We start from the raw sequence: 25,567 nt of genomic DNA, 5'->3' as shown, positions 1-25,567 counted from the left end.
AAGTGTATGTCTGCGGCCGCGTGCCGCCGCCCGCGGCCCCGCGATGGCCCTGCTGGGCCTGATGCTGTCTGTCGGCCTGTTGACCGGCTGCGGGCAGAAACGCCCGCTGCAGTTGCCGCAACCGCGTCCGGCGCAGGCGGCACCCGTGCCCGCGCCCACGGCGTCGACTCCGGCCTCCGCGCCCGCCCCGCTGCCCAGCCGCTGAATACCGGCAAGGGGTCGGAGCGAGGTACGGCTACAAGCGCCCCTCCTCCACCGCGTGGCAGGCGACACGTATGCCCTGGAACTCCCGCATTACCGGGCGCTCGGCGCTGCAGCGGGGCTGGGCATGCGGGCAGCGCGGATGGAAGGAGCAGCCTGCCGGCGGGTTGAGCGGATTGGGCACCTCGCCCTGGACCGGTGTGCGCGCTCGGCCGCTCATGTGGATGTCCGGGATCGCGTCCAGCAGCATGCGCGTATAGGGATGACGGGGACGGGCGAACAACTCCCTCTTGTCCGCCATCTCCACCAGCCGCCCCAGATACATCACACCCACCTGGTCCGACACATGGCGCACCACCGCCAGGTTGTGCGAGATGAAGAGGTAAGTCAGGCCGCGGCGCTGCTGCAGATCCTTCATGATGTTGAGCACCTGGGCCTGCACCGAAACGTCCAGCGCCGACGTGGGCTCGTCGCAGACGAGGAACTCCGGCTCGGTGGCCAGCGCGCGCGCGATGGAAATGCGCTGGCGCTGCCCCCCTGAGAACTGATGCGGAAACTTCTCGCGGTCCGCCGCCGACAGCCCCACGGATTGCAGCAGGGCGCCCACGCGGTCCGCCACCGACTCGCCGGCCTTCAGCAAACCATGCTCGCGCAGCGGCTCGGCAATGATGTCCTGCACCGTCCAGCGCGGGTTCAGGCTGGCATAGGGGTCCTGGAAGATCATTTGCATGCGCCGCCGCAGAGCCAACGCATCACGGGACTTCAAGGTGGCCGCGATGTCCGCATCGTCGAAGCGGACCTGCCCGCGGCTGGGCTCGTACAGCCCCACCAACAGGCGCGCCACGGTGCTTTTGCCACAACCGGACTCTCCCACCAACGCCAGCGTGCGGCCACGCGGGATCGCGAAGCTGACGCCGTCCACCGCATGCACGAACTGCCGCGGCTTTCGCTCCACCACCCGGTTCAGCCAGGGAGCGGAGACATCGAAGGTCTTGGCCAGGTCTTGGACTTCGACTAAGGGCTTGCTGTCCATGCCCACCGTGGCGCTCATGCCTGCGCTCCATGCAGCCAGCAGGCCGCTCGCGTGGCCCCGGCGTCCAGCAACTCCGGCCGTTGCCCGTGGCAGCGCTCGAAGACGCGCGGGCAGCGGGGATGGAAGGCACAGCCGGGCGGAATGGCATTCAGGCGCGGCATGGCACCGTCGATCTGCAGCAGGCGCTCGCGGTCCTCGTCCATCGCCGGAATGGAACCCATCAGGCCGACGGTGTAAGGGTGGCCGGGCTGATGGATCACCGACTGCACAGGACCGATCTCGGCCACGCGACCAGCATACATCACGGCGACGCGGTCGCAGGTTTCGGCGATCACGCCCATGTCGTGCGTGACCAGCATCACCGCCGCCCCCTGCTCGCGGCAGACCTTCTTCAGCAGCGCGATGATCTGCGCCTGGATGGACACGTCCAGCGCCGTCGTCGGCTCGTCGGCGACGATCAGCTTGGGATCCGCGGCCAGCGCCAGCGCGATCACGACACGCTGGCGCATGCCACCAGAGAACTGATGCGGATACTGGTCCACGCGCGCCTCGGGCGCCGGGATGCCCGTCGCGGCCAGCAGCTCGATCGCGCGCGCGCGCGCCTGCCGATCGCTCAACCCCAGATGGTGAACGATGGTCTCGGTCAGCTGGCGTCCCACCGTGTACAGCGGATTCAGCGAGGTCAGCGGATCCTGGAAGATCGCCCCGATCTGGCGGCCACGCACCCGGCGCATCTCCTCCGCGGGCAGGTTGTCGATGCGGCGCCCCTCCAGCCGGATTTCTCCGGCGGCGATGCGCCCCGGCGGTTCCAGCAGACCAATGATGGCCGCCCCGGTCAGTGACTTGCCCGCCCCGGACTCCCCGACCACGCCCAGCACCTCGCCGGGCGCGATCGCGAAGGACACATCGTCCAGCGCCACCAGCGTGCCGCGCCGGGTCGGGAACTCGACCCGCAGATTGCGGACTTCCAACAATGCCGTCATCGCAAGCTCTTCGTGTTCATCGCAGACGCGGGTTGAGCGCGTCGCGCAGCCAGTCGCCCAGCAGGTTCACCGACAACGCGATCATCACCAGCATCGCGCCCGGCCAGATCGTGATCCACCATTCGCCGGAAAACAGGAAATCGTTGCCCACGCGGATCAGCGTGCCCAGCGAGGGACTGGTGGGCGGCACCCCCACCCCCAGGAAGGACAGCGTGGCCTCGGTCAGGATGGCAGAGGCCACCTGGATGGTGGCCAGCACCAGCACCGGCCCCAGCACATTGGGCAGCACGTGACGGCCCATGATGCGCAACGGCTTCACGCCAATCACGCGCGCCGCTTGCACATATTCCTTGTTGCGCTCCACCAGCGTGGAGCCGCGCACGGTGCGCGCGTACTGCACCCAACCGGTCAGCGCGATGGCCAGGATCAGCACGGCGAAGGCCAGGGTCTCGTGGGCGTCGGGAAACATGGCCCGCCCCACACCATCGATCAGCAGCGCGATCAGGATGGAGGGAAAGGACAGCATCACGTCACAGATGCGCATGATGAAGGCGTCCACCTTGCCACCCACAAAACCAGCCAGCAGCCCCAGGCCCACGCCAATCACCATGGACAGCAGCACCGAGGCCAGGCCGACGAGCAACGAGATGCGCGCCCCGTACATCAGCGCCGACAGGATGTCTCGCCCCTGATCATCAGTGCCGAGCAGGTACTTGCCACTGCCGCCCTCCACCCAGGCCGGCGGTAGCCGCGCATCCATCAGTTCCAGCGCCGCCAGATCGAAAGGGTTGTAGGGGGCAAGCCAGGGCGCGAACACGGCGCAGATGGCGCACAGCAACGCGACCGCAGCAGCTACCATGGCCATCGGCGAGCGGGTGAACGAATACCAGACGTCGCCATCGAAAAAGCGCTTCAGCACGCCGGGAGCCGCCGATGGCGGCACAGTGGAACTCATCAGCCAAACTCCCTCACTCGCTACCCAGAGGCAGGCCCTGTTCCACCAGGGCCGCCAACAGTGCCGACCCCAGCGGCAGTACCTCGTCGTTGAAGTCGTAGCGCGGTTGATGCAGACCGCAGACCCCACCTTGCCCCAGCCGCAGATAGGCGCCGGGGCGCGCCTGCAGCATGAAGGCGAAGTCCTCCGAGCCCATGCTGGGCGGCAACTGGTCGTCGACGTTCTCCGCCCCGACCAGCCAGCGCGCAACCCCGACCGCGAAATCTGCCTCGGCTTCGCTGTTGATCGTGGCCGGATACAAGCGCTTGTAGTCCACGGTCGCGCTGGCACCAAAGCCCAGCGCGACCGATTCGACCAACCGCGTCAGACGGTCTTCCAGCAACTGCTGGACCTCAGGCTTGAAACTGCGCACGGTACCGGTGAGACGGGCCAACTCGGGAATCACACTGAACGCCGCGCCGTCGCCAGCCGCCATCGCGCACAGACTCACGACAGCCTGGTCCACGGGCGCAACATTGCGCGACACCAGACTCTGCACCGCGGTGATGAGATGGCCGGCGACCAGCACCGGATCGATGGACAGATGCGGGTGCGCGCCATGGCCGCCGCGCCCCTGAACGGTGATCTGCACACGGTCCGCCGCCGCCATCATGGCGCCGCGGTTGAGCCCGATCTTGCCCGGGGGCAGATGCGGCCAGTTGTGCATCGCATAAATCGCCCGCACCGGGAAGCGGTCGAACAGGCCTTCAGCAATCATTTCCTTCGCGCCGCCATAGCCTTCTTCGCCGGGCTGGAACACCAGCACCGCGGTGCCGGCGAAGCGGCGTGTCTGCGCCAGATAGCGCGCGGCGCCGACCAGCATGGCGCAGTGCCCATCATGTCCACAGGCATGCATCAGCCCGGAGGTCGCCGAGCGCCAAGCAAAATCGTTCTGCTCCTGCAGGGGCAGCGCATCCATGTCAGCGCGCAACCCGAGCAGGCGTTCGCCCGCGCCGGCTTGCCCATGGATCAAGGCCACCAGCCCGGTGCGCGCGATGCCGGTATGGATCTCATCGACACCGCAGGCTTTCAAGGCCTCGACCAGGCGCGCGGCGGTACGGCGCTCCTCGAAGCCCAGCTCAGGCATCGCGTGCAGTTCGCGTCGCAACGCCACCAGTTCGCCTTTGGCCTCGGACAGCCGCAGGTAGCGACCGGCCGCGGCGCTGCTCAAGCTTTGCATCGTCATCAGTGCGCTCCACCCCGCACGCGCAAACGCGGGTCCACCGCAAAATACAGCAGATCGACGAGCAAGTTGATCACGACAAAGATCAGCGAGATCAGGCAGAGATAGGCCGCCATCACCGGAATGTCGGCGAACTGCACGGCCTGGATGAACAACAGCCCCATGCCGGGCCACTGGAAGACGGTTTCGGTGATGATGGCAAATGCGATCAGCGAACCCAGCTGCAGCCCGGTGATCGTGATCACCGGCACCAGCGTGTTCTTCAGGGCGTGGCCGAAATACACCGCACGGTCGGACAGCCCGCGCGCACGCGCGAACTTGATGTAGTCGGCGCGCAGCACCTCCAACATTTCGGCACGCACCAGACGCATGATCAGCGTGAGCTGGAACACCGACAGCGTGACGGCCGGCAACAGCAGATGCCTCAGTCCATCCACGGTCAGCAGCCCCGTGGTCCATGGCCCCCAGGCCAACACGTCGCCGCGGCCAAAGCTGGGGAACCATTTCAGCTGCACGGCGAAGACCAGGATCAGCAGAATGCCGATCAGGAAGGTCGGCAGAGACACCCCCAGCAAGGACAAGGCCATCAGCGCCTGAGACATCAGCTTGCCCCGCCGCAAGGCTGCGTAGACACCCGCAGGAATGCCCACCACCAGCGCGATCAACGCAGCCACAGCGGCCAGTTCCAGCGTGGCGGGAAAACGCTCCGCAATCAGCGCCGACACCTTGCGGCCCTGTCGCAAGCTGATGCCGAATTCACCCTGGGCCGCGTTGCCGACGAAATGGGCGAACTGAACGAAGAAGGGCTGGTCCAGCCCCAGGTCTTGGCGCAGTTGTTCCCGCTGTTCCGGTGTTGCGTCCTGACCGAGCAGATTGGTCAGCGGATCACCCACATACTGGAACAGCATGAAGGCAATGAAGGCCACGGTCAGCATCACGACCAGAGCCTGCGCCAGGCGGCGGAGAATGAAAACCAGCATCTGTTGAGCGCGGCGGGCAAGCCAAGAGCAGGCCAGGCCCTCCACAGGAAGGCGCATCGTGCGAGAGGCGCCATCATCCGGGAGCCCACCTGATCAGACAAAAGGGAAAGCCCTAGCTGCTACCCGCCCATCCCATCTCCGCTCGGCGCCGCATACATGGAAAGAAAAGAGCCGCCTTGCGGCGGCTCCTGTCACGACCTGAGGATGGAAGCTCAGAAGCGGTGACGCAGACCCACCGTGGCGCCGGTGCGCTTGGTGGCGCCGTTCGAGAAAGCAACGTAACCGCTGTGCTTGGTGTAGTCCACCTCGGCATAGACATCGGTACGCTTCGAGAAGGCGTAGTCCGCGACGAAAGCCAGGTAGTCGCCTTTGCTCTTGTCGGTCAGCGTCGGCGCGTAGTGCGACTGCGTGGCGCGCCAGTAGTGGCCACCGAGGTTCAGCTGGGTGGTCAGCTGGTATGTCGCGCCGAACGAGATCATGTCGCGCTTCTTCACATCGTTGGCCGCGGCATTGAGCACATTGCCCAGCAGACCGGCCGTGTAGGCAGCGCCGAGAGCGCTGCCGGCATCGAACTTGTTCTGCGCCCAGGAGATGTTCACATACAGCGGGCCCGCGGTGTAAGCCGCGCCAATCGTGGCGCCCTTGACCTTCTTGCCTCCGACGTCGGTCACCTGCAGGTAGGCGCCGCCAAACGCGAAGGGGCCATCGGCGTAGCGCAGCAGGCCGCCCATGGACTTGTTGTTGGAGTTGCCCTCGCCGGCGCTGACCTGGATCTCGCCGCGCACCGGCCCCATTTCACCCACGTACTTCACCATGTTGTCCTGGCGAGCGCCCATGGACAGGCCGATTTCCGGCTTGTACGCCTCGATGTACGGGGAATACTTGAAGGACGCATAGGTCGAGGTGTAGATGTCGAACAGCACGTTGTACTGACGACCCACCATGATGCGGCCGAAGTCATCGGACTGCAGCCCCACCCAGGACTGGCGCCAGAACTCGGTGGCGGCCTGGGTACCGGTGTCGGAGTTGAGACGATGCTCCAGGTTGACGATCGCCTTCAGACCACCGCCCATGTCCTCGGTCACGTTGATGCCCAGGCGGCTTTGCGACATGCCACCGGGGATGACCTGCTTCAGCGATTGGTTGGGATTGCCAGCAGGGCCGGAATTGGTGGTGAAGCGCACGCCGGCATCCAAGATGCCATAGAGCTGCACGCTGGATTGAGCCCATGCGGCGCTGGTGCTCGCGGCCAGAATACCCAGAGCCAGTGCGGCTTTTTTCATCGATGTCTCCTTAGTGATTGGTCTGAATCCGCACTAATTCTGAGTGATGACACCCTCAGACCGCACGTCTTGTTGCGACAGACCCACAAGAGCAAACCCTGCCGAAAGGTCACCCCGGAGACAAAGCGTCAAGTCCCTGAAAGAAAAAGCCCGCCACAAGGGCGGGCTTTGCCAAATTCCGCTCCTCACGGAGCGGATCGAGGCGATTAGAAGCTGTGGCGGATACCGACGTCCACGCTGCCCGAACGGCCATTGGCGGCCACGGCGGGCGAGTCCGTCAGGGCGTACATACCGGTCTTGCCGTTGTCGATCAGCGACACGGTGGTGTACAGCGCAGTGCGCTTGGACAGGTTGTGCTGGTAACCCACGGTGTACAGCTTGGCATCGCCACCCTTGTTCAGATCGGCCGTGGCATTGCCTGCGGCGTTCGTGAACTGAGCGGTCACCGAGCCAGCCGACGTCACCGGCACCACGGCGCCGACGGTGATCACGTTTTGACGGTTGCCCAGGAACTTGTTCTGGGTCCACATCACGTTGGCCTTCACGACACCGAAGTCATAGCTGCCACCCAGCACAAACATCTTGTACTTGGAAGAAGCCACATCCACGGTCTGGTAGCCAGCAGCCACGTGCAGCGGGCCGGCTTGGTAGCCCAGGCGGCCGCCGATGGCCTTCTTGCCGTCGGTACCTTCGCCAGCGGCGACGTCGAACGAACCGTAGATGCCACCCAGGTCACCCGGCAGCAGGTACTGCACTTGGTTGTCCGAACGGTTGATCGGGCTCACTTTGTACGAGTTCGAGGCCAGAGCGGTACCCAGCACATTGAAGCCGGAGTACAGGTTGGCCACGGAACCTTGGCCGACGGTGCCGTACACGTCGAAATCGTCCACCACCAGGCGAGCCGAGGTCTTGGCGCGGCCCAGGCGGACTTCACCGAAGTCGCCCATCAGGCTCAGGGTGGCACGACGGCCCCAGAAGGCGCTGCCGGCGGTACCGGTGTCGGCGGACAGTTCGCCTTCCAGCCAGAAACCGGCCTTCAGACCACCGCCCAGATCTTCCACACCACGCACGCCCAGGCGGCTGGAGCTCAGACCGTCACGCGACAGCTTCTTGACGTTCTGGCCGTTGGCCTTGACATAGCGGGCAGCCAGGTCAACCGTACCGAACAGGGTGACCGACGATTGCGCGGCCGCGGCGCCGGCGAACGAGGCCAGAGCAGCCAGCACGACGAGAGATTTCTTCATTCGAGACTCCTAGATCTTCAGTAAGGACGCGGGGTTGCCCCTAGCAATCCAACCTCCGCTACGGAAGTTGGCCGTATTGCATCAGAGCCCGCCGCATCAATCCAGAAGTCCCCCCGTAAAAATCCCGATTTCGTTGCAGACAGACAACGCGTAGGTGTTTACATTTTTTTGTCATTTGCATATCGCCCACGATCGATCGGTATGCGCACCAAACTTCATGGACACAGAGACAAAGCCATCGTTGTGCGGGGGGCAAAACGAGGTCCATGGACTTCCTACACTACGCTCAATTCCGACGTCCGCCACGCTTCATATCTATTAACTATGCCCGCGTTTATCCATCTGTCGCGCCTGGATCAGTACCTGATCGCACTGGATCAGAGTCTCAAGACCATCTCGGGCGTTGCTTTTTCGCGTCGACCGTCACCGGCGACGAACGAGGAGCCCGCGTTGGATGAAGAGGAGCGGCACCTGAGTGGGGCTCTGATGCGGGTCAACCATGTCGGCGAGGTGTGTGCCCAGGCGCTCTACCGAGCCCAGGCCCTGTGCACCCAGGATGAGGACTTGCGCGCCCACCTCGAACACGCCGCCTCCGAGGAGCAGGACCATCTCGCCTGGACGGCCGAGCGCCTGCAGCAGCTGGGCACCCATCGCAGTCGTCTGACGCCGCTTTGGTATGGCGGCGCCTTTGCGATCGGCAGCCTGGCAGGCTTGGCCGGGGATCGCGTCAACCTGGGCTTTGTGGTCGAAACCGAGAAGCAGGTGGAAGCCCATCTCGACTCGCACCTGGACCGGCTGCCGGCGGCCGACCATGCCTCACGTGCCATCGTCGCCCAGATGAAGGATGAGGAAGCCCAGCATGCAGAGGCAGCACGAGCCCGCGGCGCGTTGGAATTGCCGGGCCCGGTCAAGCAGCTGATGCGCCTCGCCGCCGGCGTGATGACGCGCACCGCCCACCACATCTAGGCGCTCAGTCGAATCACCGCCAAAGCCCAGCGCAGAAAAAGAGCCTGGCTCAGACTTCGATGAGCTCCACCGAGGTGCTGATCTGCGCGGACTGGGCCAGCATGATGCTGGCGGAGCAGTATTTTTCATGGGACAGGGCCACCGCGCGCTCGACAGCCGCCAGCGGCAGACCTCGCCCCTGGACCACGAAATGCATGTGGATCTTGGTGAACACCTTGGGATCCGTATCGGCCCGCTCCGCCTGCAGCTTCACCTGACAAGCACGCACATCATGACGGCCGCGCTTCAGGATCAGCACCACGTCGTAGGCGGTACACCCGCCGGTTCCCACCAGCACCATTTCCATGGGGCGCGGCGCGAGATTGCGGCCGCCACCGTCGGGCGCGCCGTCCATGGTGACCAAGTGACCGCTACCGGTTTCGGCCGCAAAGGCCATGCCGTCGGCCCCCATCCAGTTGATCGTGCATTCCATTGCTGATTACCTTGCTGCCGCACGAGCGGGCACTGTTCACGTTTAGAGCTTGCGCTCCATGGCGAAACGCGCAAATTTATTGCAGCGCAACATGGAGCGGCATAGAATTCTAGGCATGCGGTCGCCCAGGGGTTTTCCAGGGGCACTGCGCAGTTTGTCTCCTCCACCGCCTCCATGGTGGATTCAGCCCGAGATTCACGTCTCGGGCTTTTTTTTTGCGCCAAGCTAGGCCGCCCCGTACGCGAAAGGTGGCGTCGCACCCCTCGCATATGATGTTGCGCCGCAACATCTTTCCGGAGAGCCCCATGGCCGGCCCACGCCCTGCGCCCCGCCCCCGCAAGAATTCCGCGCCGCACGCGGCTGCCGCCCACCCGGAACTGATTCCCGCCGGGAGCAGCTACCTGCAGCGAATTCTGAACGCCAGGGTGTACGAGGTCGCGGAGGAAACGCCACTGGACGCGGCCAAGAATCTCTCCAAGCGCCTGGGCAACAAGGTCTGGCTCAAGCGGGAAGACCAGCAGCCGGTGTTCAGCTTCAAGCTGCGCGGCGCTTACAACAAGATGGCGCACTTGAGCCCGGAACAGTTGGCCAGCGGCGTGATCTGCGCCTCGGCCGGCAACCACGCCCAGGGCGTGGCGCTATCGGCCAAGAAGCTGGGCTGCCGTGCCGTGATCGTGATGCCGGTCACCACGCCGCGCGTGAAGATCGACGCGGTCCAGGCCCTGGGTGGCGAAGTGGTGCTGCACGGCGACTCCTTCAGCGACGCCTATCAGCACGCGGTGGAGCTGGAGCGCGCGCAGCAGCTCTGCTTTGTCCACCCCTTCGACGACCCCGACGTGATCGCGGGCCAAGGCACGATCGCGATGGAGCTGCTGCGCCAGCACCCCGGTCCGATCGACGCGATCTTCGTCGCCATCGGCGGCGGCGGGCTGATCTCCGGCGTGGCCGCTTACATCAAGGCGGTACGCCCGGACATCCAGGTGATCGGCGTGCAGACGCGCGACTCCGACGCCATGGTCCGCTCCGTCAAGGCCGGCAAGCGCCTGATGCTGAATGACGTCGGCCTTTTTGCCGACGGCACCGCGGTCAAGCAGGTGGGCGAGGAGACCTTCCGCGTCTGCCGGGCGCTGGTCGACGACTATGTGCTGGTGGACACCGACGCCGTCTGCGCGGCGATCAAGGATGTGTTCGTCGACACGCGCAGCATCCTCGAGCCCTCCGGCGCGCTGGGCGTGGCCGCGATCAAGCAGTACGTGGCCGAGCACGGCGTCAAGGGCAAGAACTTCATCGCCATCACCAGCGGCGCCAACATGAACTTCGACCGGCTGCGCTTCGTCGCCGAGCGGGCCGAGGTCGGCGAACAGCGCGAGGCCTTGTTCGCGGTGACCATTCCCGAAGAGCGCGGCAGTTTCCGGCGCTTTTGCGAGCTGATCGGACCGCGCAGCGTGACCGAGTTCAACTACCGCATTTCCGACGCTCAGCAGGCCCATGTCTTCGTGGGCATCGCGATCCAGAAGCGCGAAGAGGCCGACAAGCTGGCGCGCCAGTTCGAACGCCACGGCTTCGCAGCCCTGGACCTCAGCGACGACGAACTGGCCAAGCAGCATCTGCGCCACATGATCGGTGGACGCAGCGAGCTGGCCCGCGACGAGCGCCTGTTCCGCTTCGTATTCCCGGAGCGCCCGGGGGCGCTGATGCGCTTCCTGTCTAGCATGCACCCGGACTGGAACATCAGCCTCTTCCACTACCGCAACCAGGGCGCGGATTACGGCCGCATCCTCGTCGGCATCCAGGTGCCGCGGCGCGACAACGCCGCGTTCAAGGCCTTCCTGGCGACACTGAACTATCCCTTCGTCGACGAGAGCCAGAACCCGGTGTACAAGCTCTTTCTTGCCTGACCTTGGGCCACCCGGGCGGGAGCCGGCGAAAATGATCGCCATCGTCGCACGCACCCGCCATGTCCATCCACCAGTCGCTGATCTCGCCCACCACGCATCCGGAGCTGGAGCGTGAGCTGCGTGCGCGTCTGGAACAGCGGGGCCAGGTGGCCGGCCCCATGGGCCAGCTGGAGCCGCTGGCCGTGCGTCTGGGTCTGATCCAGGCCAGCCTCAGCCCCCGCTTCCGTGAGCCGACGCTGGTCGTCTTCGCTGCCGACCATGGGCTGGCCGTTGATGGCTTGCCGCTGCTGCATGGCCGCACGACCCGAGAACACGCCCTGCTGGCGCTGCAGCAACGCCTGCCCTGCAGCGCCCTGGCACGCGGTCAAGGCATGGAGTTGTGCATCGTCGACTGCGGCATCGCCGAACCGGTCTCGCCGCTGCCGCGGCTGTTCGCACGCAAGATCGCCCATGGCACCCGCAATGCACGCGTCGGCCCGGCGATGAGCCCGGAGCAGGCCCATGCCGGCGTGCGCGTCGGCATGGAGGTGGCCGACAATCTGCCCGGCAATGTGCTGGCTTGCGCCGGCCTCGGCCAGGGCAGCTGGGAGGCTGCGGCGCTGATGCTGTCGCGTTTGGCCGGCCTGCCGGTCCGCGATTTCGTCGTGTCCGGCCCGGACATGCACCAGGCCGAGCTGGACCATCTGCTGGTCGTGCTGCACGGTGCTCAGGCACGCCATCGCGAGGCCATCGAGCCCATGGACGTGCTGGCCGCGTTCGGCGGCTTCGAGATTGCCGTGATGGTGGGGGCCATGCTGGTCGCCGCGTCCAAGCGGCACCTGATCCTGGTCGACGGTCTGGCCGCCTGCGCCGCGCTGAAGGTGGCGGCGATGATTGCTCCGCCGGTGACCGACTACGCCGTGTTCTGCCGCAGCACCCGCCACCGCGGCCTGGACGAGGCCTTCACGCTGTTCCATGCCACGGCACTGCTGGACCTGGGTCTGGAGAGCGGCGATGGCTGCGGCGCGGCGATGGCCTGGCCGTTGGTGCGCGGCGCCTCCGCCCTGCTCGCCGACTTGCGCGATCTGCCCGAAGGCGCGATCAGCAGCCGCCCTGGCCAGTTGGTCGACACCAGCGCACCGGCCCCATGGACGCCCGCCCCTCCGGCCTCGAAACCCTAGGGCCGTCGGTTTCGCGGATTCAGCCCTGAACGCGGATGGGAGGGGAATTGGGTTCCGGTGCCACGGGCTCGGGTGCTGGCAAGCGGTTGGGCGCGGCTGTCGGCAGCCCCGGAGCGGGCGCCGTGCCCGGAGCGGGCGTGCTGAGTTCCAGCCGCAGCGAGCGAACGCCGCCGCGTCCCAGTTCCGCGCTACGGGGGCCGACCGCCAGCAACACCAGATCACCGTCCACGGCCTGCCCGATGCGGATGGCCTTGGCCGGGTTGCCATGCGCCGCGATCACCGCCACCCCTTCGGTGGGCGCAGAGCGCCCCTGCGAAGCCTTGGGCGCGACCACGCCCAGCAACACGAACCGCGTGTCCGAGGTCGCCGCCACGGGGCTGGCGGCGACAGCGCCGAACAGCCGCGTCCAGTCCGTCGCAGCGGGCGCGGACGAGGCCACGGTCTGGGCATGCGGCGGAGCCGACAGAGGCCGACCGCCCAGGGTCAGGCCCCAGAAAGCCACCGAGCCGGCCAGCAGGCCCCACACCAGGAATGCCGAGGTCTTCGCAAACATGCGTTGATTATGATGCAGCCCAACAGCCGCCCCGGCGGCGCACCAGGGATCTTCTTTCCTATGCCCAAGCTCCATTACCGCGCCCGTTCATTTCGCCGCGCGCGCGGCTTCACGCTGATCGAACTGCTGGTCGTGCTGGTCATCATCGGCGTGCTGGCCGCACTGGTCGTGCCCAATGTGCTCAACCGCGCCGACGACGCTCGCGTCACCGCGGCGCGCACCGACGTGAACAACCTGATGCAGGCGCTCAAGCTGTACAAGCTGGACAACCAGCGCTACCCCACGGCCGAGCAAGGCCTGGATGCGCTGGTGCGCAAGCCCACGGCCACGCCCGTTCCGCCCAACTGGAAGTCCTACATCGACAAGCTGCCCAAGGACCCCTGGGGCCAGCCCTACCAGTACGCCAATCCGGGCATCAAGGGTGAGATCGACGTCTTCAGCCTGGGCGCCGACGGCAAGCCGGGCGGCGAAGGCAACGACGCCGACATCGGCTCCTGGCAGTGAAACCCGCCACGATCGCCCGCGGCTTCACGCTGATCGAGCTGCTGGTGGTCGTCGCTCTGCTGGCCATTGCCAGCGCCACCGTGGTGATGGCGATGCGCGATCCACAGGCCACCCAGCTGGAGCGAGAGGCCGAGCGCCTCGCCGCGCTGCTGGAGGCTGCGCGCGCCGAGGCTCGTGCCTCGGGCGCGGCCGTCTATTGGCAGCCCGCGTCACGCGGTTCGATGCTGCCCAACGCGGACGAGCATTTCCGCTTTGTCGGTCTGCCGCCGCGCCAGGCGCTGCCGCGGCGCTGGCTGGGCGATGCCGTGCCCGGCGTCGAGATCCTCTCCGGCGCACCCATGCTGCAGCTGGGCCCCGAGCCGGTGATCGGCGCGCAAAGCCTGCGCCTGACGCTGGGGCGCCAGCAGATCGTGCTGCGCACCGACGGACTGGGCCCCTTCGAACTGCAGTCCGCGAGCGAAGCCCCATGACCATCCTCCCGCGACCGACGCGGCACCCGGCGCATGCCAGCGCCGGCTTCACCTTGATCGAGGTGCTGGTCGCGCTGGTGATCGTCGCAGTCGCGCTGGCCGCCGGCATCAAGGCCGCCAGCGCGCTCACCGACAACGCGCAGCGGCTGATGGACGTCAGCGCCGCGCAGTGGTGCGCCGAGAACCAGCTGGTCGAGCTGCGCCTGGCGCGCGCCTTTCCCGGCACCGGAGACAGCGAGTTCAGCTGCGACCAGCTGGGGCGCAGCTACCGCGGCCAGATGATCGTCCGCCCGACGCCCAACCCGAACTTCCGCCGCGTCGATGCCGCTGTGCTGGACGACTCCGGCCACGCGTTGATCACGCTCTCCACCATCATGGGGCGGCTATGAACCGGCAGGCTCCGCTCTCCGCGCGCCGCTGCAGCGCCCACGGCTTCACGCTGGTGGAGGTGCTGGTGGCCCTGTTCGTGATGGCGAGCATGGCGGCCATCGCCTGGAAGGGGCTGGACACCCTGCTGCGCTCGCGCGAGATCAGCCAGACCCAGCTGCAGCAGGCCGAGCGGCTGCAGGCCGTGCTCGCCCAATGGGAGCTGGATCTGCGCCAGTTGCAGGACAGCGGTCTCACCCCACGCCTGGCCTTCGACGGCATCAACCTGCGTCTGACCCGTCAGCGCGAGGAGGGGCTGCAAGTCGTCACCTGGACCCTGGTCGACGGCCGGCTCTATCGGTGGGAAGACCGCCCGGTGCGCAGCCGTGGCGAACTGGAACAAAGCCTGGAGCGCAGCCGCCAGGTCCCCGCGCTGCGAACGGCCCAGGCCCTGCCCGCGCTGGACGGCCTGCTGGGCTGGCAGATGTACTTCTACCGAGACAACGCCTGGAGCAATGCCATGTCCTCCGGCCAGAGCGTCAATGGCGTGCGCATGCGCCTGGAGTTCGCGCCAGGGGGTGGGCTGCAAGGCACGCTGACGCGCCAGGTGGTGCTGGAGGGCGCGCCATGAGGCGGACCACCCGGGGCGAGCGCGGCGCCGCGCTGCTCACCGCGATGCTGATCGTGACCCTGGTCGCCAGCCTGGCCGCGGCCATGGTCTGGCGCCAGGCCCGTGCCGTCCAGGTGGAAGCCGCCGAGCGCGCGCGCAGCCAGGCCGGCTGGATCCTGGTCGGCGCGCTGGACTGGGCGCGGCTGATCCTGCGCGAGGATGCGTTCGCCAACCGCAATGCGCCGGTCGACCACCTCAACGAGGTCTGGGCCGTGCCGCTGGCCGAATCGCGCCTGTCCACCTTTCTGGCGGCGGACCGCGACAAGGCCGCCGCGGACGACGGCCCCGAGGCCTTTCTGTCCGGCAGCATCGAAGACGCCCAGGGGCGCTACAACCTGCGCAACCTGGTCGACGGTAGCGATACCGCGCTGGAGCAGCGCGTGTTTCAACGCCTGTGCGACATGGCCGGCATTTCCGCCAGCCAGGCCCAGCAGTTCGCACTGCAGCTGCGCACCAGCCTGACGGCCGCCAAGCCGGCCTCGGCGCCCGCATCGGACAGCGGCAAGCGCGACGCGAGCGATACCGCCAATGCCGTGCTGCCGCCGCAGCGCATCGAGCAGCTGCGCTGGCTCGGGCTGGACGAGCTCGCGCTGGCCCGGCTGTCGCCGTGGATCACGCTGCTGCCCAAGAAGACACCGGTCAACCTCAACACCGCCCCGCGCGAGGTGATCGCGGCCCTGGCCGAGGGCATGGACCTGGGGGCCGCGGAGCGCCTGGTCCAGGCACGCAAGAGCAAGGAGCTGTCCAACGTCAACGATGCCGCCGCCTACTTCCCCGCGCAGGCCATGCCGCAGGCCGACCGGGTTTCGGTGAACAGCAACTACTTCCTCGTCACCGCGAGGCTGCGGCTGGACGATCGCCTCGTCGAGGAGCGTGCGCTGGTCGAGCGCCAGGGGCGCGATGTCCGCGTGCTGGACCGGCAGCGCCTCACGCCTGGCAGCACGCCTCCACGCCCCTGAATCCCGCCCCCGGCCCGGCCCTGAGTCGGATGGACATGAACCGCTCCTAGAATGCGCCGACCCATGAGTACCCTGCTCATTCTTCTGCCCGCCCCCGCGCGGCTCCACGCCTCGGCATCCGCCGCGGCCCCGGCCATTCCCGGCCAGGACTACGAGTTCCTGCTCAGCGGGGACGGCCGCCATGTCCAGGCCCATGGCCGCAAACCGCTGGCCGAGCTTCCGACCGCCGACCGCTGCGTGCTGCTGCTGCCCGACGAAGCGCTGAGCTGGCAACGCGTCGACCGCCCCAAGGCCACAGGCCCGCGCCTGCGCGCGGCGCTGGCGGGGCTGCTCGAAGACCGACTGCTGGAAGACACCAACGACCTGCATTTCGCACTCGCCCCCCAGGGCGAGGCCAACGAGCCGACCTGGGTCGCGGTCTGCCGCAAGGCCACGCTGCAGGCCCACCTGGCCGCCATGGAACAGGCGCGCCGCGATGTGGACCGCGTGCTGCCACTGTCCTGGCCCGGCGCCCAGGCCCAGGGGTTCTTCCTCGACGAACCGGGCACCGACCGCCTGTGGCTGCGTTACAGCGGGCCAGACGGCGCGGCCACGCTGCCACTGCAAGGCGGCGGCGCCCGCCAATGGCTGGGTGAACCCGAAGGCACACGCTGGTTGGCGGCGCCGGCTGCGGCGCAGCCGGCCGAGGCCTGGCTGGGCGCTGCGGTGGCGGCCCAGACACGCGGCGAGCGCGCGCTCGCCGCGCTGGGCTTTGACTGGGACCTGCGCCAGTTCGAGCTCGCGCCGCGCACGCGCGGCCTGCGCCAGCTCAAGCAGGCCTGGCGCAGCTTCATGGAGCCCGGCTGGCGTCCGGTGCGCTGGGGACTGGCCGGGCTGCTTCTGGTCCAGCTGCTGGGGCTCAATCTGTGGGCCTGGCAGCAACGCCATCAACTGGCCCAGCGCCACGCGGCCATGTCGCAGTTGCTCACGCAGGCCTTCCCCAAGGTCCAGGCGGTCTACGACGCGCCGCTGCAAATGGGCCGCGAGCTGGACCTGCTGCGCGCGACGGCGGGCCAGTTGGGCGACGGCGACCTGGAGCGCCAGCTGGCCGTGCTGGCGCGGGCCTGGCCCGATGGCGGCGGTGCGCCGCCCGGGCTGGAGTTCAGTGGCGGACGGCTCACGCTGGCCACGCCGGGCCTGAGCCAGGCCCAGATCGCCCCGATGAAACAACGACTCGCCGGTGAGGGCTGGCTGCTCGAAGCCGGCCAGGGGCGCATCAGTCTCAGCCGCCAGACCAAGGCCAACACGCCATGAGCACGCCCTTTTCCAAGACTGCGCTGACCCAGGCCCGCGCCCGGCTGCACCAGCGCTGGCGCGAGCTGGCCGAGCGCGAACGCCTGCTGCTCGGGATAGCCGCCGCGGCCCTCGGCCTGCTGCTGTTCTGGCAACTGGGCGTGGCGCCGGCCTGGCGCACACTGCGCAGCACGCCCGCGCTGCTGGACCAGGCCGACCAGCAACTGCAGCTGATGCGCGCCCAGGCCCAGGAGGCCAGTACGCTGCGCGCGCAGCCCGCGGTCTCTGCCGCCCAGGCCCAGCAGGTGCTCAGCGCCGCGGCGGGGCGGCTGGGCGACGGTGCCGAGTTGAGCATCCAGGGTCCGCGCGCGGTCCTCAAGATCCGCGACCTCCCCGGCCCCGTATTGATGGACTGGCTGGCCGAGGTCCGCCAGGCCGCACGCATACGCCCGCAGGAAGCCCAGCTGCAACTGGGCCCCAAGGGCTACAGCGGCCGCATCACGCTGGGGCTGGAGGAATGAGCGCCGGCGGAACGCGGCGCTGGGCACTGGCCGGAGCTGCGCTGGGCCTGCTGGGCGCGCTGGTCGCGTTCGCGCCCGCGCGCTGGCTGGCGGCCGGGCTCGCCCAGGCGACGCAGCAGCGCCTGCTGCTGGCCGAGGCCCGCGGCAGCATCTGGAGCGGCAGCGCGCAATTGGTGCTCAGCGCCGGCGAGGGCAGCCGCGACGCGCGCCAGCTGCCGGGCCGGCTGCAATGGCGCCTGGGTCTGCAAGGCAGCAGCCTCGCGCTGGCGCTGCGCCAGGACTGCTGCACCAACGGCGAGCTGAAGCTGCTGCTGCGCCCCGGGCTGGGCCGCTTCGGACTCAGCCTGCCGCCGCAAGGCGAATGGCTGCTGCGCTGGCCGGCCGAGCTGCTCGCCGGTCTGGGCACGCCGATGAATTCGCTGGAGCCGCAGGGCGTGCTGACGTTGGCTTCGCCGGGGCTGGACATGGACTGGGCCCAGGGGCGCTGGTCACTGCGCGGCCGGCTGGACCTGGGGCTGCAGGACATCTCCTCGCGCGTGTCCACGCTGGCGCCGCTGGGCAGCTACCGGTTCAGCCTTGTCGCCGGCGCGGACGGCGCGCCGCAACTGGAGCTGATCACCCTGCGTGGCGCGCTGCAGTTGCAGGGCCAGGGCAGCCTGGCGCCGCGCGCCAGCTTCCGCGGCGAAGCCTCGGCCGCCCCGGGCGCCGAAGCGGCGCTGGCCAATTTGTTGAACATCATCGGACGCCGCCAGGGGGCGCGCTCCATCATTTCAGTGGGATGAGCATGAACAAGGTCATCAAGCGGAGCACGACCCCGCTGGCGGCGGCGCTGGCCGTGGCACTGGTGCAGGCGGGCACGCCGGCCTGGGCACAGAGCAAGCAGGGTCCGGCACTGAAGGCGCGCACCCCGGTCACGCTGAATTTCGTCAATGCCGACATCGAGGCTGTTTCTCGCGCGATGGCGGCCATGCTGGACCGCCCCATCCTCGTCGACCCGCGCGTCAAGGGCACGTTGACGCTGCAGAGCGAGCAGACGCTGAGCGTGCAAGAGGCCTACATGAGCTACCTGGCCGGATTGCGCGGGCTGGGCTATGCGGTGGTGGAAGCCGGCGGCCTGCTGAAGGTGGTGCCTGAGGCCGATGCCAAGCTGCAGACCGGCAGCGTGCTCGTCGGCAACGCCGGCGCGCGCGGCGACCAGGTCATGACCCAGGTCTTCAAGCTCAACCACGAGAACGCCAACAACCTGGTCGCGGTGCTGCGTCCGCTGATCAGCCCCAACAACACGATCAATGCCAACCCGGGCAACAACAGCCTGGTGATCACCGACTACGCCGAGAACCTGCAGCGCATCGCCCGCATCATCGCGGCCATGGACGTCTCCAGCGGTACCGAGATCGAGGTGGTGCCGCTGCAGCATGCGGTCGCCTCCGACCTCGCCGCGCTGGTGCAGCGCCTGGCCGATGGCGGCGCCGCCGCGGCCCCCGGGTCGGTACCGCCCTCGGGCACCAGTGTGCTGGCCGATCCGCGTGGCAACGCGCTGATCCTGCGCGCCAGCAACCCGGCCCGCCTCGCCAGCTTGCGCTCCATGATCGCCAAGCTGGACCAGCCCGGCTCCGACGCCAACGGCAACATCCGCGTCGTCTATTTGAAAAACGCCGACGCGGTGAAGCTGGCCGCCGTGCTGCGCGCGGCCTTCGGCAACAGCGGCTCCAACAGCTCGGGCAGTTCGGGCACGAGTAGCAGCTCCGGCCTCTCCGGCGTGGGCAGCAATGCGCTGACCGGCTCCGGCCTCGGCCAAGCCAACAGCATGAGCAGCAGCAGCGGCGGCAGTTCCAGCACCTCGATGAACTCGGCCGCGGCCAGCACGCCGGTTTCCGGTTCGCCCAGCCCGTCGACCGGCGGCTTCATCCAGGCCGATCCGTCCACCAACTCGCTGATCATCACCGCCGCCGAGCCGCTCTACCGCCAGATCCGCAGCGTCATCGACCAGTTGGACTCGCGCCGCGCCCAGGTCTATGTGGAGTCCATGATCGTCAAGGTGGACGCCAGCCGCAGCGCCGAGTTCGGCGTGCAGTGGCAGAACCTCTGGGGCAAGAAGGGCGACAACACGCTGATCGGCGCCGGCACCAACTTCGGCACCAGCTACAACAATATCCTCAACCTCAGCGCGGCCACCGCCACCGGACGCACGGGTGCCGCTACAGCGCTGGCCTCGGGCAACGTGCCCGCGGGCCTGAACATCGGCTTCCTGAAGAAGATCGGCGACTTCTACACGCTGGGCGCGATCGCCAATTTCCTGCAGCAGCAGACCGGCGCCAACATCCTCTCCACGCCCAACCTCGTGGCGCTGGACAACGAGGAAGCCAAGATCGTGATCGGCCAGAACGTGCCCTTCGTGACCGGTGCCTACACCAACACCGGCAGCACCAGCACCGGCTCGGTCAACCCCTTCCAGACCTTCGAGCGCAAGGACGTGGGCCTGACGCTGCGCGTGCGCAGCCAGGTCGGCGAGGGCGGCACCGTGCGCATGACGGTCTACCAGGAGAACTCCTCGGTCGTCCCCGGCGCGACGACCACCGCCGGCCCCACCACCGACAAGAGCTCGATCGAAACCACGGTCGCGGTGGACGACGGCGACATTCTCGTGCTGGGCGGCCTGCTGAAGGACGAGTACACCGATGGCGAGGACCGCGTGCCAGGTCTTGCCTCCATCCCGCTGCTGGGCAATCTGTTCAAGAGCCAGGAGCGCAAGCGCATCAAGACCAACCTGATGGTCTTCCTGCGCCCGGTGGTGATCCGCGACAAGGACAGCGCCAACCAGGTGACGCTGGACCGCTACGACGCGATCCGAGCCTTCCAGACCCAGGCCCAGCCGCAGTCCGTGCCGCTGCTGCCCGACACCGGCGCCCCGCTGCTGCCGACGCAGCCGGCCCCTTCGCTGCTGAACAAGCCGGCGGCCAAGCCCCAGGCCGCCCAAGAAGGCGAGCGCGCGGCCGAACAGCCCGCCGCCGCCCCCAAGCACTGAGGACCGCATGGCCAGCCGCCACCCCCTGCCCTACGCCTTCGCCAAGGCCCACCAGCTGCTGCTGGAGGACGACGGCGCCCGGCTGACCCTGTGGGCCACGCCGCGCGCCGACCTGCCGGCGCTGTCCGAGCTGCAGCGCGTGTACGCGATCGACCATCTGGAGATCCTCGAGCCGGGCTTGCTGGCCGAGCGGCTGCAGGCGGCCTACTCCGGCAGCGAGTCCAGTGCGGCGCTGGTGGTCGGCGAGGTCGAGAGCGCCGTGGACCTGTCCCGCATGATGCAGGACCTGCCCGCGGTAGAAGACCTCCTGGAGGCGGCCAACGACGCGCCCATCATCCGCATGCTCAACGCGCTGCTGACCCAGGCGGCCAAAGACGGCGCGAGCGACATCCACATCGAACCCTTCGAGCGCGCGTCCAGCGTGCGCTTCCGCGTCGACGGCACGCTGCGCGAGGTGGTGCGGCCCAACCGCGCGCTGCATGCGGCGCTGATCTCGCGACTGAAGATCATGGCCGAGCTGGACATCGCCGAGAAGCGCCTGCCGCAGGACGGCCGCATCTCGCTGCGCATCGGCGGCCGCGCGATCGACGTGCGCGTCTCCACCCTGCCCTCCGCCCATGGTGAGCGCGCGGTGCTGCGCCTGCTGGACAAGTCCGAGTCGCGCTTCACGCTGGGCGCGCTGGGCATGGATGGCGAGCTGCTCGCGCGCTTCGAGCGCCTGGTGCAGCAGCCGCACGGCATCGTGCTGGTGACCGGGCCAACCGGCTCGGGCAAGACCACCACGCTCTACGCCTCGCTGCAGACCCTGGACACCAGCACGACCAACGTGCTGACCGTCGAAGACCCGATCGAGTACGAGCTGCCCGGCATCGGCCAGACCCAGGTCAACAGCAAGATCGAGCTCAGCTTCGCCAAGGCCCTGCGCGCCATCCTGCGCCAGGATCCGGATGTGATCATGATCGGTGAGATCCGCGATTACGAGACGGCGCAGATCGCCATCCAGGCCTCGCTGACCGGCCACCTGGTGCTGGCCACGCTGCATACCAACGACTCGGTCAGCGCGGTGACGCGGCTCACCGACATGGGCGTCGAGCCCTTCCTGCTCAGCTCCAGCCTGCTGGGCGTGCTCGCGCAGCGCCTGGTGCGCAAGCTTTGCCCCGTCTGCAAGCGCCAGGACGAGCAGGGCCTGTGGCATGCGGTGGGCTGCCCCGACTGCGGCCACAGCGGCTACAAGGGGCGCACCGGCGTCTACGAGTTGATGGTCTGCGACGACACGATCCGCGGCCTGATCCACGGCCGCGCGCCGGAGAGCGAACTGCTCGGCGCCGCCCGTGCCGGCGGCCTGCGCGCGATGCGCGAGGACGGCGAGCGCCTGGTGCGACAGGGCATCACTTCCGCCGAGGAAGTGCTGCGCGTGACCCGCGACTGAGGCCACGAGCCCCCACCTCATGCCCGCCTTCAAGTACGAAGCCCTGGACGCCGACGGCAAGACCCGCAAGGGCCTGCTGGAGGCCGACAACCCGCGCGCCGCGCGCGCCCAGCTGCGCGCGCAGTCGCTGGTGCCGCTGGAGGTGCAAGCCGTGCAGGCCGAGGCCCAGCGCCCGGCCCGCCCATTTGCGCGTCGCGCCTTCGGTGCCACCGGTCTCGCGGTCTGGACGCGCCAGCTCGCCGGACTGGTCGGCGCGGGCCTGCCGCTGGAGCGGGCGCTGTCGGCGCTGGCCGACGAAGCCGAGGACGCGCGCCAGCGCGAGTTGATCGCGCAGCTGAAGGCCGAGGTCAACGCCGGCGCGCCTTTCGCGCGCGCGCTCGCCAGCGCGCCACGCGAGTTCGACGAGGTCTACCGCGCCGTGGTCGCCGCCGGCGAGCAGAGCGGCGCGCTGGGCCAGGTGCTGGAGCGCCTGGCCGACGACCTGGAGGAGCGCCAGGCGCTGCGCGCCGAACTGGTGGGGGCGATGGCCTATCCCGCCATCGTGTCTCTGATCGCGGTGGTGATCGTGATCTTCCTCGTCACCTACGTGGTGCCGCAGGTGGCCAGCGTCTTCACCGGCGCCAAGCGCAGCCTGCCCTTCCTGACCACCGCGATGTTGGCGTTGTCCGCCTTCGTGCGCAGCTGGGGCTGGGCGATGGCCGCGGGACTGGTGGGTGCCGCGCTCGCGCTGCGCGCGGCGCTCAAGCGCGAGGCTTTCCGCGAGCGCTTCGACGCCGGCTGGCTGCGCCTGCCGCTGCTGGGCCGGCTCTCGCGCGGCTACAACGCGGCGCGTTTCGCCGCCACGCTGGCCATGCTGGCGGCGGCCGGCGTGCCCATCCTCAAGGCCCTGCAGGCGGCCGCCGAGACCCTGTCCAACCGCGCCATGCGCGCCGATGCGTTGGACGCGCTGGTGCAGGTGCGCGAAGGCGCGCCGCTGGGCCCGGTGCTGGCCGCGAAGAAGCGCTTCCCCGGCATCCTGGCGATGTTCGCCCGCCTGGGCGAGCAGACCGGACAGCTGCCGGAGATGCTGACGCGCGCCGCGCGCCAGCTGGGCACCGAGGTCAAGCGCCGCGCGATGGCGGCCGCCACGCTGCTGGAGCCGCTGCTGATCGTCGGCATGGGCGCCGTGGTGATGCTCATCGTGCTGGCCGTGCTGCTGCCCATCATCCAGCTCAACACCTGGGTGAAGTAGAACCCGCTCAATCTGCCAGCGGGCGCAAAAGTTCACAAGCCGGGGCTTTCTCGGAATACACGAGACCGGCGGCATGCGCTTGAATGAAGGTCTGCGCATCGCTGCACGGAGTCGCTCATGAATTCCAGCACCCGCCCCAGCCACGCCCTGGCCTGCGTTTCGCCCGCGCGCATCCCCATCGCGCAGATGCGCAGCGTGTTCAGCGTCGTCGAGGTCGAGAAGAAGCTCGCCAAGCTCGAAGGCCAGGAACACGCGCCGCTGCGCGCCACCTACCAGCGCATGCTGGACAAAGGCCCGCAGCGCTTTCAGGTCAAGCCCTCGGGGCTGCCGGCGATGGACGCGCTGTACGAGGAGCTGCCCAACTTCCACCTGGTGCTGGACGACGTAAAGCGCCAGCTCGCGCTGTGCGCCGACAGCAGCGACGCGCTGGAAATCACCCCGCTGCTGCTGCTCGGTCCACCCGGCGTGGGCAAGACCCACTTCGCGCGCCAGCTGGCCCAGCTGCTCGGCACCGGCATGGGCTTTGTCGCGATGAGCTCGCTGACCGCGGGCTGGATCCTGTCCGGCGCCTCCAGCCAGTGGAAGGGCGCGCGCCCCGGCAAGGTCTTCGAGGCGCTGGTGGACGGCGACTACGCCAACCCGGTGATGGTGGTCGACGAGATCGACAAGGCGGGCGCCGAAGCCTGCTACGACCCGCTGGGCGCGCTCTACAGCCTGCTGGAGCATGACACCGCGCAGGGCTTCGTCGACGAGTTCGCCGAGGTCTCGGTGGACGCCAGCCAGCTGATCTGGGTGGCCACGGCCAATGACGCGCGCGCCATCCCCGAGCCCATTCTGAACCGCGTCAACGTGTACGAGGTCGAGCCACCCGACCACGACGCCGCCTGCCGCATCGCGCGGCGGCTGTACCAGTCCATCCGCGACCAGCATGACTGGGGCAGCCGCTTCGACGAGCAGCCCGGCGACGCGGTGCTGGAGCGCATGGCCGGTCTGGCGCCGCGCGACATGCGGCGGGCCTGGATGAGCGCCTTCGGCAATGCCAAGCTGGCTGGCCGCGAGCAGGTGCTGCCCGAGGACCTGCCGCCCGACGCGCCGCGCCGCAAGCCCATCGGCTTCGTGCATTGACCCGGGCCGGCATCGGCGCTGCGCGGATAGCGACCCTCCGGGTCGCCCCGCGGACGCGGCGCGCCATGGCGCCACTATCATGCGCGCCATGCCTGCCACCCTGGACGGGCGACTGGTGGTCGCCATCTCATCGCGTGCGCTGTTCGACTTCGAAGAGGAAAACCAGGTCTTCGAAGCCAGCGACGACCGTGCCTACATGCAGTTGCAGCAGCAGCGCCTGGACCATCCGGCCAAGCCCGGCGTGGCCTTCTCGCTGGTCAACAAGCTGTTGGGCTTCAGCGCCCCGGAACCGCAGGTGGAGGTGGTCGTGCTGTCGCGCAACGACCCGATCTCCGGGCTGCGGGTGTTCCGCTCGGCACAGCACTACGGTCTGCCGATTGAGCGCGGCGTGTTCACGCGCGGCACCAATCCCTGGCGCTATCTGCGGCCACTGAAAGCGCAGCTCTTCCTGTCGGCCAACGAGGCCGACGTGCGCTCGGCGCTGGCCGCCGGCGTGGCGGCGGCGCGCGTCTTCCCGGAGTCGGCGCGCGCGTCCAGCGCCCATCCCTTCGAGCTGCGCATCGCCTTCGACGGCGACGCGGTGCTCTTCTCCGATGAGGCCGAGCAGGTCTACCAGCGCGACGGCCTGGACGCATTCCGCGACCACGAGAGCGCGCGCGCCCGCACGCCGCTGCCGCCCGGCCCCTTCAAGCCCGTGCTGGAGGCGCTGCAGCGGCTGCAGCAGCAGACCCAGGGCCAGATGAAGCTGCGCACCGCGCTGGTCACCGCGCGCAGCGCGCCGGCGCATGAGCGCGCGATCCGCACGCTGATGGACTGGCACATCGAGGTCGACGAGGCCATGTTCCTGGGCGGACTGGCCAAGGGCGAATTCCTGCGCGAGTTCGAGCCCGACTTCTTCTTCGACGACCAGGCCGGCCATGTCATGGGCGCCGCGCCCCATGTGCCCTCCGGCCATGTGGCGGCGGGCGTGACCAACGCCTGAGCCGTGCCCCGGCCGCCACAATGCGGCCGCGCGATCCCGCCGCCATCCGCTGCGGCAACCACG

The 25,567-nt window shown here is 68.4% G+C and carries 25 protein-coding genes; 16 read left to right on the top strand and 9 right to left on the bottom strand.

Annotation, left to right across the window (positions count from 1 at the left end; translation table 11 throughout):
• Window positions 1-235: 235 nt before the first annotated feature.
• The 7 genes from LZ017_RS07805 to LZ017_RS07775 all read right to left on the bottom strand — a co-directional run bounded on the left by LZ017_RS07805 (window position 236) and on the right by LZ017_RS07775 (window position 7,901).
• Window positions 236-1,252 (bottom strand): ABC transporter ATP-binding protein, encoded by a 1,017-nt coding sequence (locus LZ017_RS07805; RefSeq protein WP_241396036.1) that lies wholly within the window; start codon window positions 1,250-1,252, stop codon window positions 236-238.
• Window positions 1,249-2,217, bottom strand: a complete 969-nt coding sequence (locus LZ017_RS07800; protein ID WP_241396035.1) for an ABC transporter ATP-binding protein — start codon at window positions 2,215-2,217, stop codon at window positions 1,249-1,251. Before LZ017_RS07800 ends, LZ017_RS07805 begins: the two co-directional genes overlap by 4 nt.
• A gap of 16 nt (window positions 2,218-2,233) precedes the next feature.
• Window positions 2,234-3,172 carry an ABC transporter permease gene (locus LZ017_RS07795; protein WP_241396034.1) on the bottom strand — a complete coding sequence of 313 codons (939 nt, stop codon included), beginning with the start codon at window positions 3,170-3,172 and terminating at the stop codon, window positions 2,234-2,236.
• A gap of 13 nt (window positions 3,173-3,185) precedes the next feature.
• Window positions 3,186-4,391 (bottom strand): M20 aminoacylase family protein, encoded by a 1,206-nt coding sequence (locus tag LZ017_RS07790; protein WP_241396105.1) that lies wholly within the window; start codon window positions 4,389-4,391, stop codon window positions 3,186-3,188.
• 5 nt (window positions 4,392-4,396) lie between these two features.
• A complete protein-coding gene (locus LZ017_RS07785) occupies window positions 4,397-5,374 on the bottom strand; it encodes an ABC transporter permease (RefSeq protein WP_241396104.1) in 978 nt (325 codons plus the stop codon).
• 212 nt (window positions 5,375-5,586) lie between these two features.
• On the bottom strand, window positions 5,587-6,657 hold the full coding sequence (locus LZ017_RS07780; protein ID WP_241396033.1) for a porin: 1,071 nt from the start codon (window positions 6,655-6,657) through the stop codon (window positions 5,587-5,589).
• Between the two features lie 206 nt (window positions 6,658-6,863).
• The gene (locus LZ017_RS07775) at window positions 6,864-7,901 is read right to left on the bottom strand and encodes a porin (RefSeq protein ID WP_241396032.1); all 1,038 of its coding nucleotides are present in this window, start codon (window positions 7,899-7,901) and stop codon (window positions 6,864-6,866) included.
• Between the two features lie 324 nt (window positions 7,902-8,225).
• On the opposite strand from LZ017_RS07775, the gene coq7 reads away from it, so the two are divergent.
• Window positions 8,226-8,867 carry a 2-polyprenyl-3-methyl-6-methoxy-1,4-benzoquinone monooxygenase gene (gene coq7 / locus LZ017_RS07770; protein WP_241396103.1) on the top strand — a complete coding sequence of 214 codons (642 nt, stop codon included), beginning with the start codon at window positions 8,226-8,228 and terminating at the stop codon, window positions 8,865-8,867.
• Window positions 8,868-8,916: 49 nt separating this feature from the next.
• Here the strand turns inward: coq7 and LZ017_RS07765 are convergent, their stop codons facing one another.
• Complete coding sequence (locus LZ017_RS07765) at window positions 8,917-9,339, bottom strand: OsmC family protein (RefSeq protein ID WP_241396031.1); 423 nt, start codon at window positions 9,337-9,339, stop codon at window positions 8,917-8,919.
• 305 nt (window positions 9,340-9,644) lie between these two features.
• On the opposite strand from LZ017_RS07765, the gene ilvA reads away from it, so the two are divergent.
• Window positions 9,645-11,237 (top strand): threonine ammonia-lyase, biosynthetic, encoded by a 1,593-nt coding sequence (ilvA, locus tag LZ017_RS07760; RefSeq protein ID WP_241396030.1) that lies wholly within the window; start codon window positions 9,645-9,647, stop codon window positions 11,235-11,237.
• Between the two features lie 59 nt (window positions 11,238-11,296).
• On the top strand, window positions 11,297-12,397 hold the full coding sequence (locus LZ017_RS07755; RefSeq protein WP_241396029.1) for a nicotinate-nucleotide--dimethylbenzimidazole phosphoribosyltransferase: 1,101 nt from the start codon (window positions 11,297-11,299) through the stop codon (window positions 12,395-12,397).
• A gap of 19 nt (window positions 12,398-12,416) precedes the next feature.
• Here the strand turns inward: LZ017_RS07755 and LZ017_RS07750 are convergent, their stop codons facing one another.
• Window positions 12,417-12,950 carry a general secretion pathway protein C gene (locus tag LZ017_RS07750; RefSeq protein WP_241396028.1) on the bottom strand — a complete coding sequence of 178 codons (534 nt, stop codon included), beginning with the start codon at window positions 12,948-12,950 and terminating at the stop codon, window positions 12,417-12,419.
• A 60-nt stretch (window positions 12,951-13,010) separates the two neighbouring features.
• Here LZ017_RS07750 and gspG point away from each other — a divergent pair, with 60 nt between their 5' ends.
• The 13 genes from gspG to LZ017_RS07685 all read left to right on the top strand — a co-directional run bounded on the left by gspG (window position 13,011) and on the right by LZ017_RS07685 (window position 25,504).
• On the top strand, window positions 13,011-13,454 hold the full coding sequence (gspG, locus tag LZ017_RS07745; RefSeq protein WP_241396027.1) for a type II secretion system major pseudopilin GspG: 444 nt from the start codon (window positions 13,011-13,013) through the stop codon (window positions 13,452-13,454).
• Window positions 13,451-13,924: a type II secretion system protein gene (locus LZ017_RS07740; protein WP_241396026.1), complete on the top strand. Its 474-nt coding sequence runs from the start codon at window positions 13,451-13,453 to the stop codon at window positions 13,922-13,924. The genes gspG and LZ017_RS07740 overlap by 4 nt, the downstream gene beginning before the upstream one ends.
• Window positions 13,921-14,313 (top strand): type II secretion system minor pseudopilin GspI, encoded by a 393-nt coding sequence (gene gspI / locus LZ017_RS07735; RefSeq protein WP_241396025.1) that lies wholly within the window; start codon window positions 13,921-13,923, stop codon window positions 14,311-14,313. The genes LZ017_RS07740 and gspI overlap by 4 nt, the downstream gene beginning before the upstream one ends.
• The gene (locus tag LZ017_RS07730; RefSeq protein WP_241396024.1) at window positions 14,310-14,921 is read left to right on the top strand and encodes a type II secretion system protein J; all 612 of its coding nucleotides are present in this window, start codon (window positions 14,310-14,312) and stop codon (window positions 14,919-14,921) included. Before gspI ends, LZ017_RS07730 begins: the two co-directional genes overlap by 4 nt.
• The gene (gene gspK / locus LZ017_RS07725; RefSeq protein ID WP_241396023.1) at window positions 14,918-15,919 is read left to right on the top strand and encodes a type II secretion system minor pseudopilin GspK; all 1,002 of its coding nucleotides are present in this window, start codon (window positions 14,918-14,920) and stop codon (window positions 15,917-15,919) included. Before LZ017_RS07730 ends, gspK begins: the two co-directional genes overlap by 4 nt.
• 63 nt (window positions 15,920-15,982) lie before the next feature.
• The gene (gene gspL, locus LZ017_RS07720; RefSeq protein WP_241396022.1) at window positions 15,983-17,212 is read left to right on the top strand and encodes a type II secretion system protein GspL; all 1,230 of its coding nucleotides are present in this window, start codon (window positions 15,983-15,985) and stop codon (window positions 17,210-17,212) included.
• Window positions 17,209-17,712, top strand: coding sequence for a type II secretion system protein GspM (gspM, locus tag LZ017_RS07715; protein WP_241396021.1), 504 nt, complete (start codon window positions 17,209-17,211; stop codon window positions 17,710-17,712). Before gspL ends, gspM begins: the two co-directional genes overlap by 4 nt.
• A complete protein-coding gene (gene gspN / locus LZ017_RS07710) occupies window positions 17,709-18,494 on the top strand; it encodes a type II secretion system protein N (RefSeq protein WP_241396020.1) in 786 nt (261 codons plus the stop codon). Before gspM ends, gspN begins: the two co-directional genes overlap by 4 nt.
• Window positions 18,491-20,737, top strand: a complete 2,247-nt coding sequence (gene gspD, locus LZ017_RS07705) for a type II secretion system secretin GspD (protein WP_241396019.1) — start codon at window positions 18,491-18,493, stop codon at window positions 20,735-20,737. The genes gspN and gspD overlap by 4 nt, the downstream gene beginning before the upstream one ends.
• Window positions 20,738-20,744: 7 nt before the next feature.
• The gene (gene gspE, locus LZ017_RS07700; protein ID WP_241396018.1) at window positions 20,745-22,166 is read left to right on the top strand and encodes a type II secretion system ATPase GspE; all 1,422 of its coding nucleotides are present in this window, start codon (window positions 20,745-20,747) and stop codon (window positions 22,164-22,166) included.
• A gap of 19 nt (window positions 22,167-22,185) precedes the next feature.
• Entirely contained in the window at window positions 22,186-23,397 is a 1,212-nt protein-coding gene (gene gspF / locus LZ017_RS07695) for a type II secretion system inner membrane protein GspF (protein ID WP_241396017.1), read from the top strand.
• Between the two features lie 117 nt (window positions 23,398-23,514).
• On the top strand, window positions 23,515-24,522 hold the full coding sequence (locus LZ017_RS07690) for an AAA family ATPase (protein ID WP_241396016.1): 1,008 nt from the start codon (window positions 23,515-23,517) through the stop codon (window positions 24,520-24,522).
• An 88-nt stretch (window positions 24,523-24,610) separates the two neighbouring features.
• Entirely contained in the window at window positions 24,611-25,504 is an 894-nt protein-coding gene (locus LZ017_RS07685; protein WP_241396015.1) for a 5'-nucleotidase, read from the top strand.
• Window positions 25,505-25,567 lie beyond the last annotated feature (63 nt).

The organism is Pelomonas sp. CA6 (genome assembly GCF_022549225.1).
Lineage (GTDB): Bacteria > Pseudomonadota > Gammaproteobacteria > Burkholderiales > Burkholderiaceae_C > Roseateles.
This window is presented reverse-complemented; position numbering and strand designations above follow the sequence as displayed.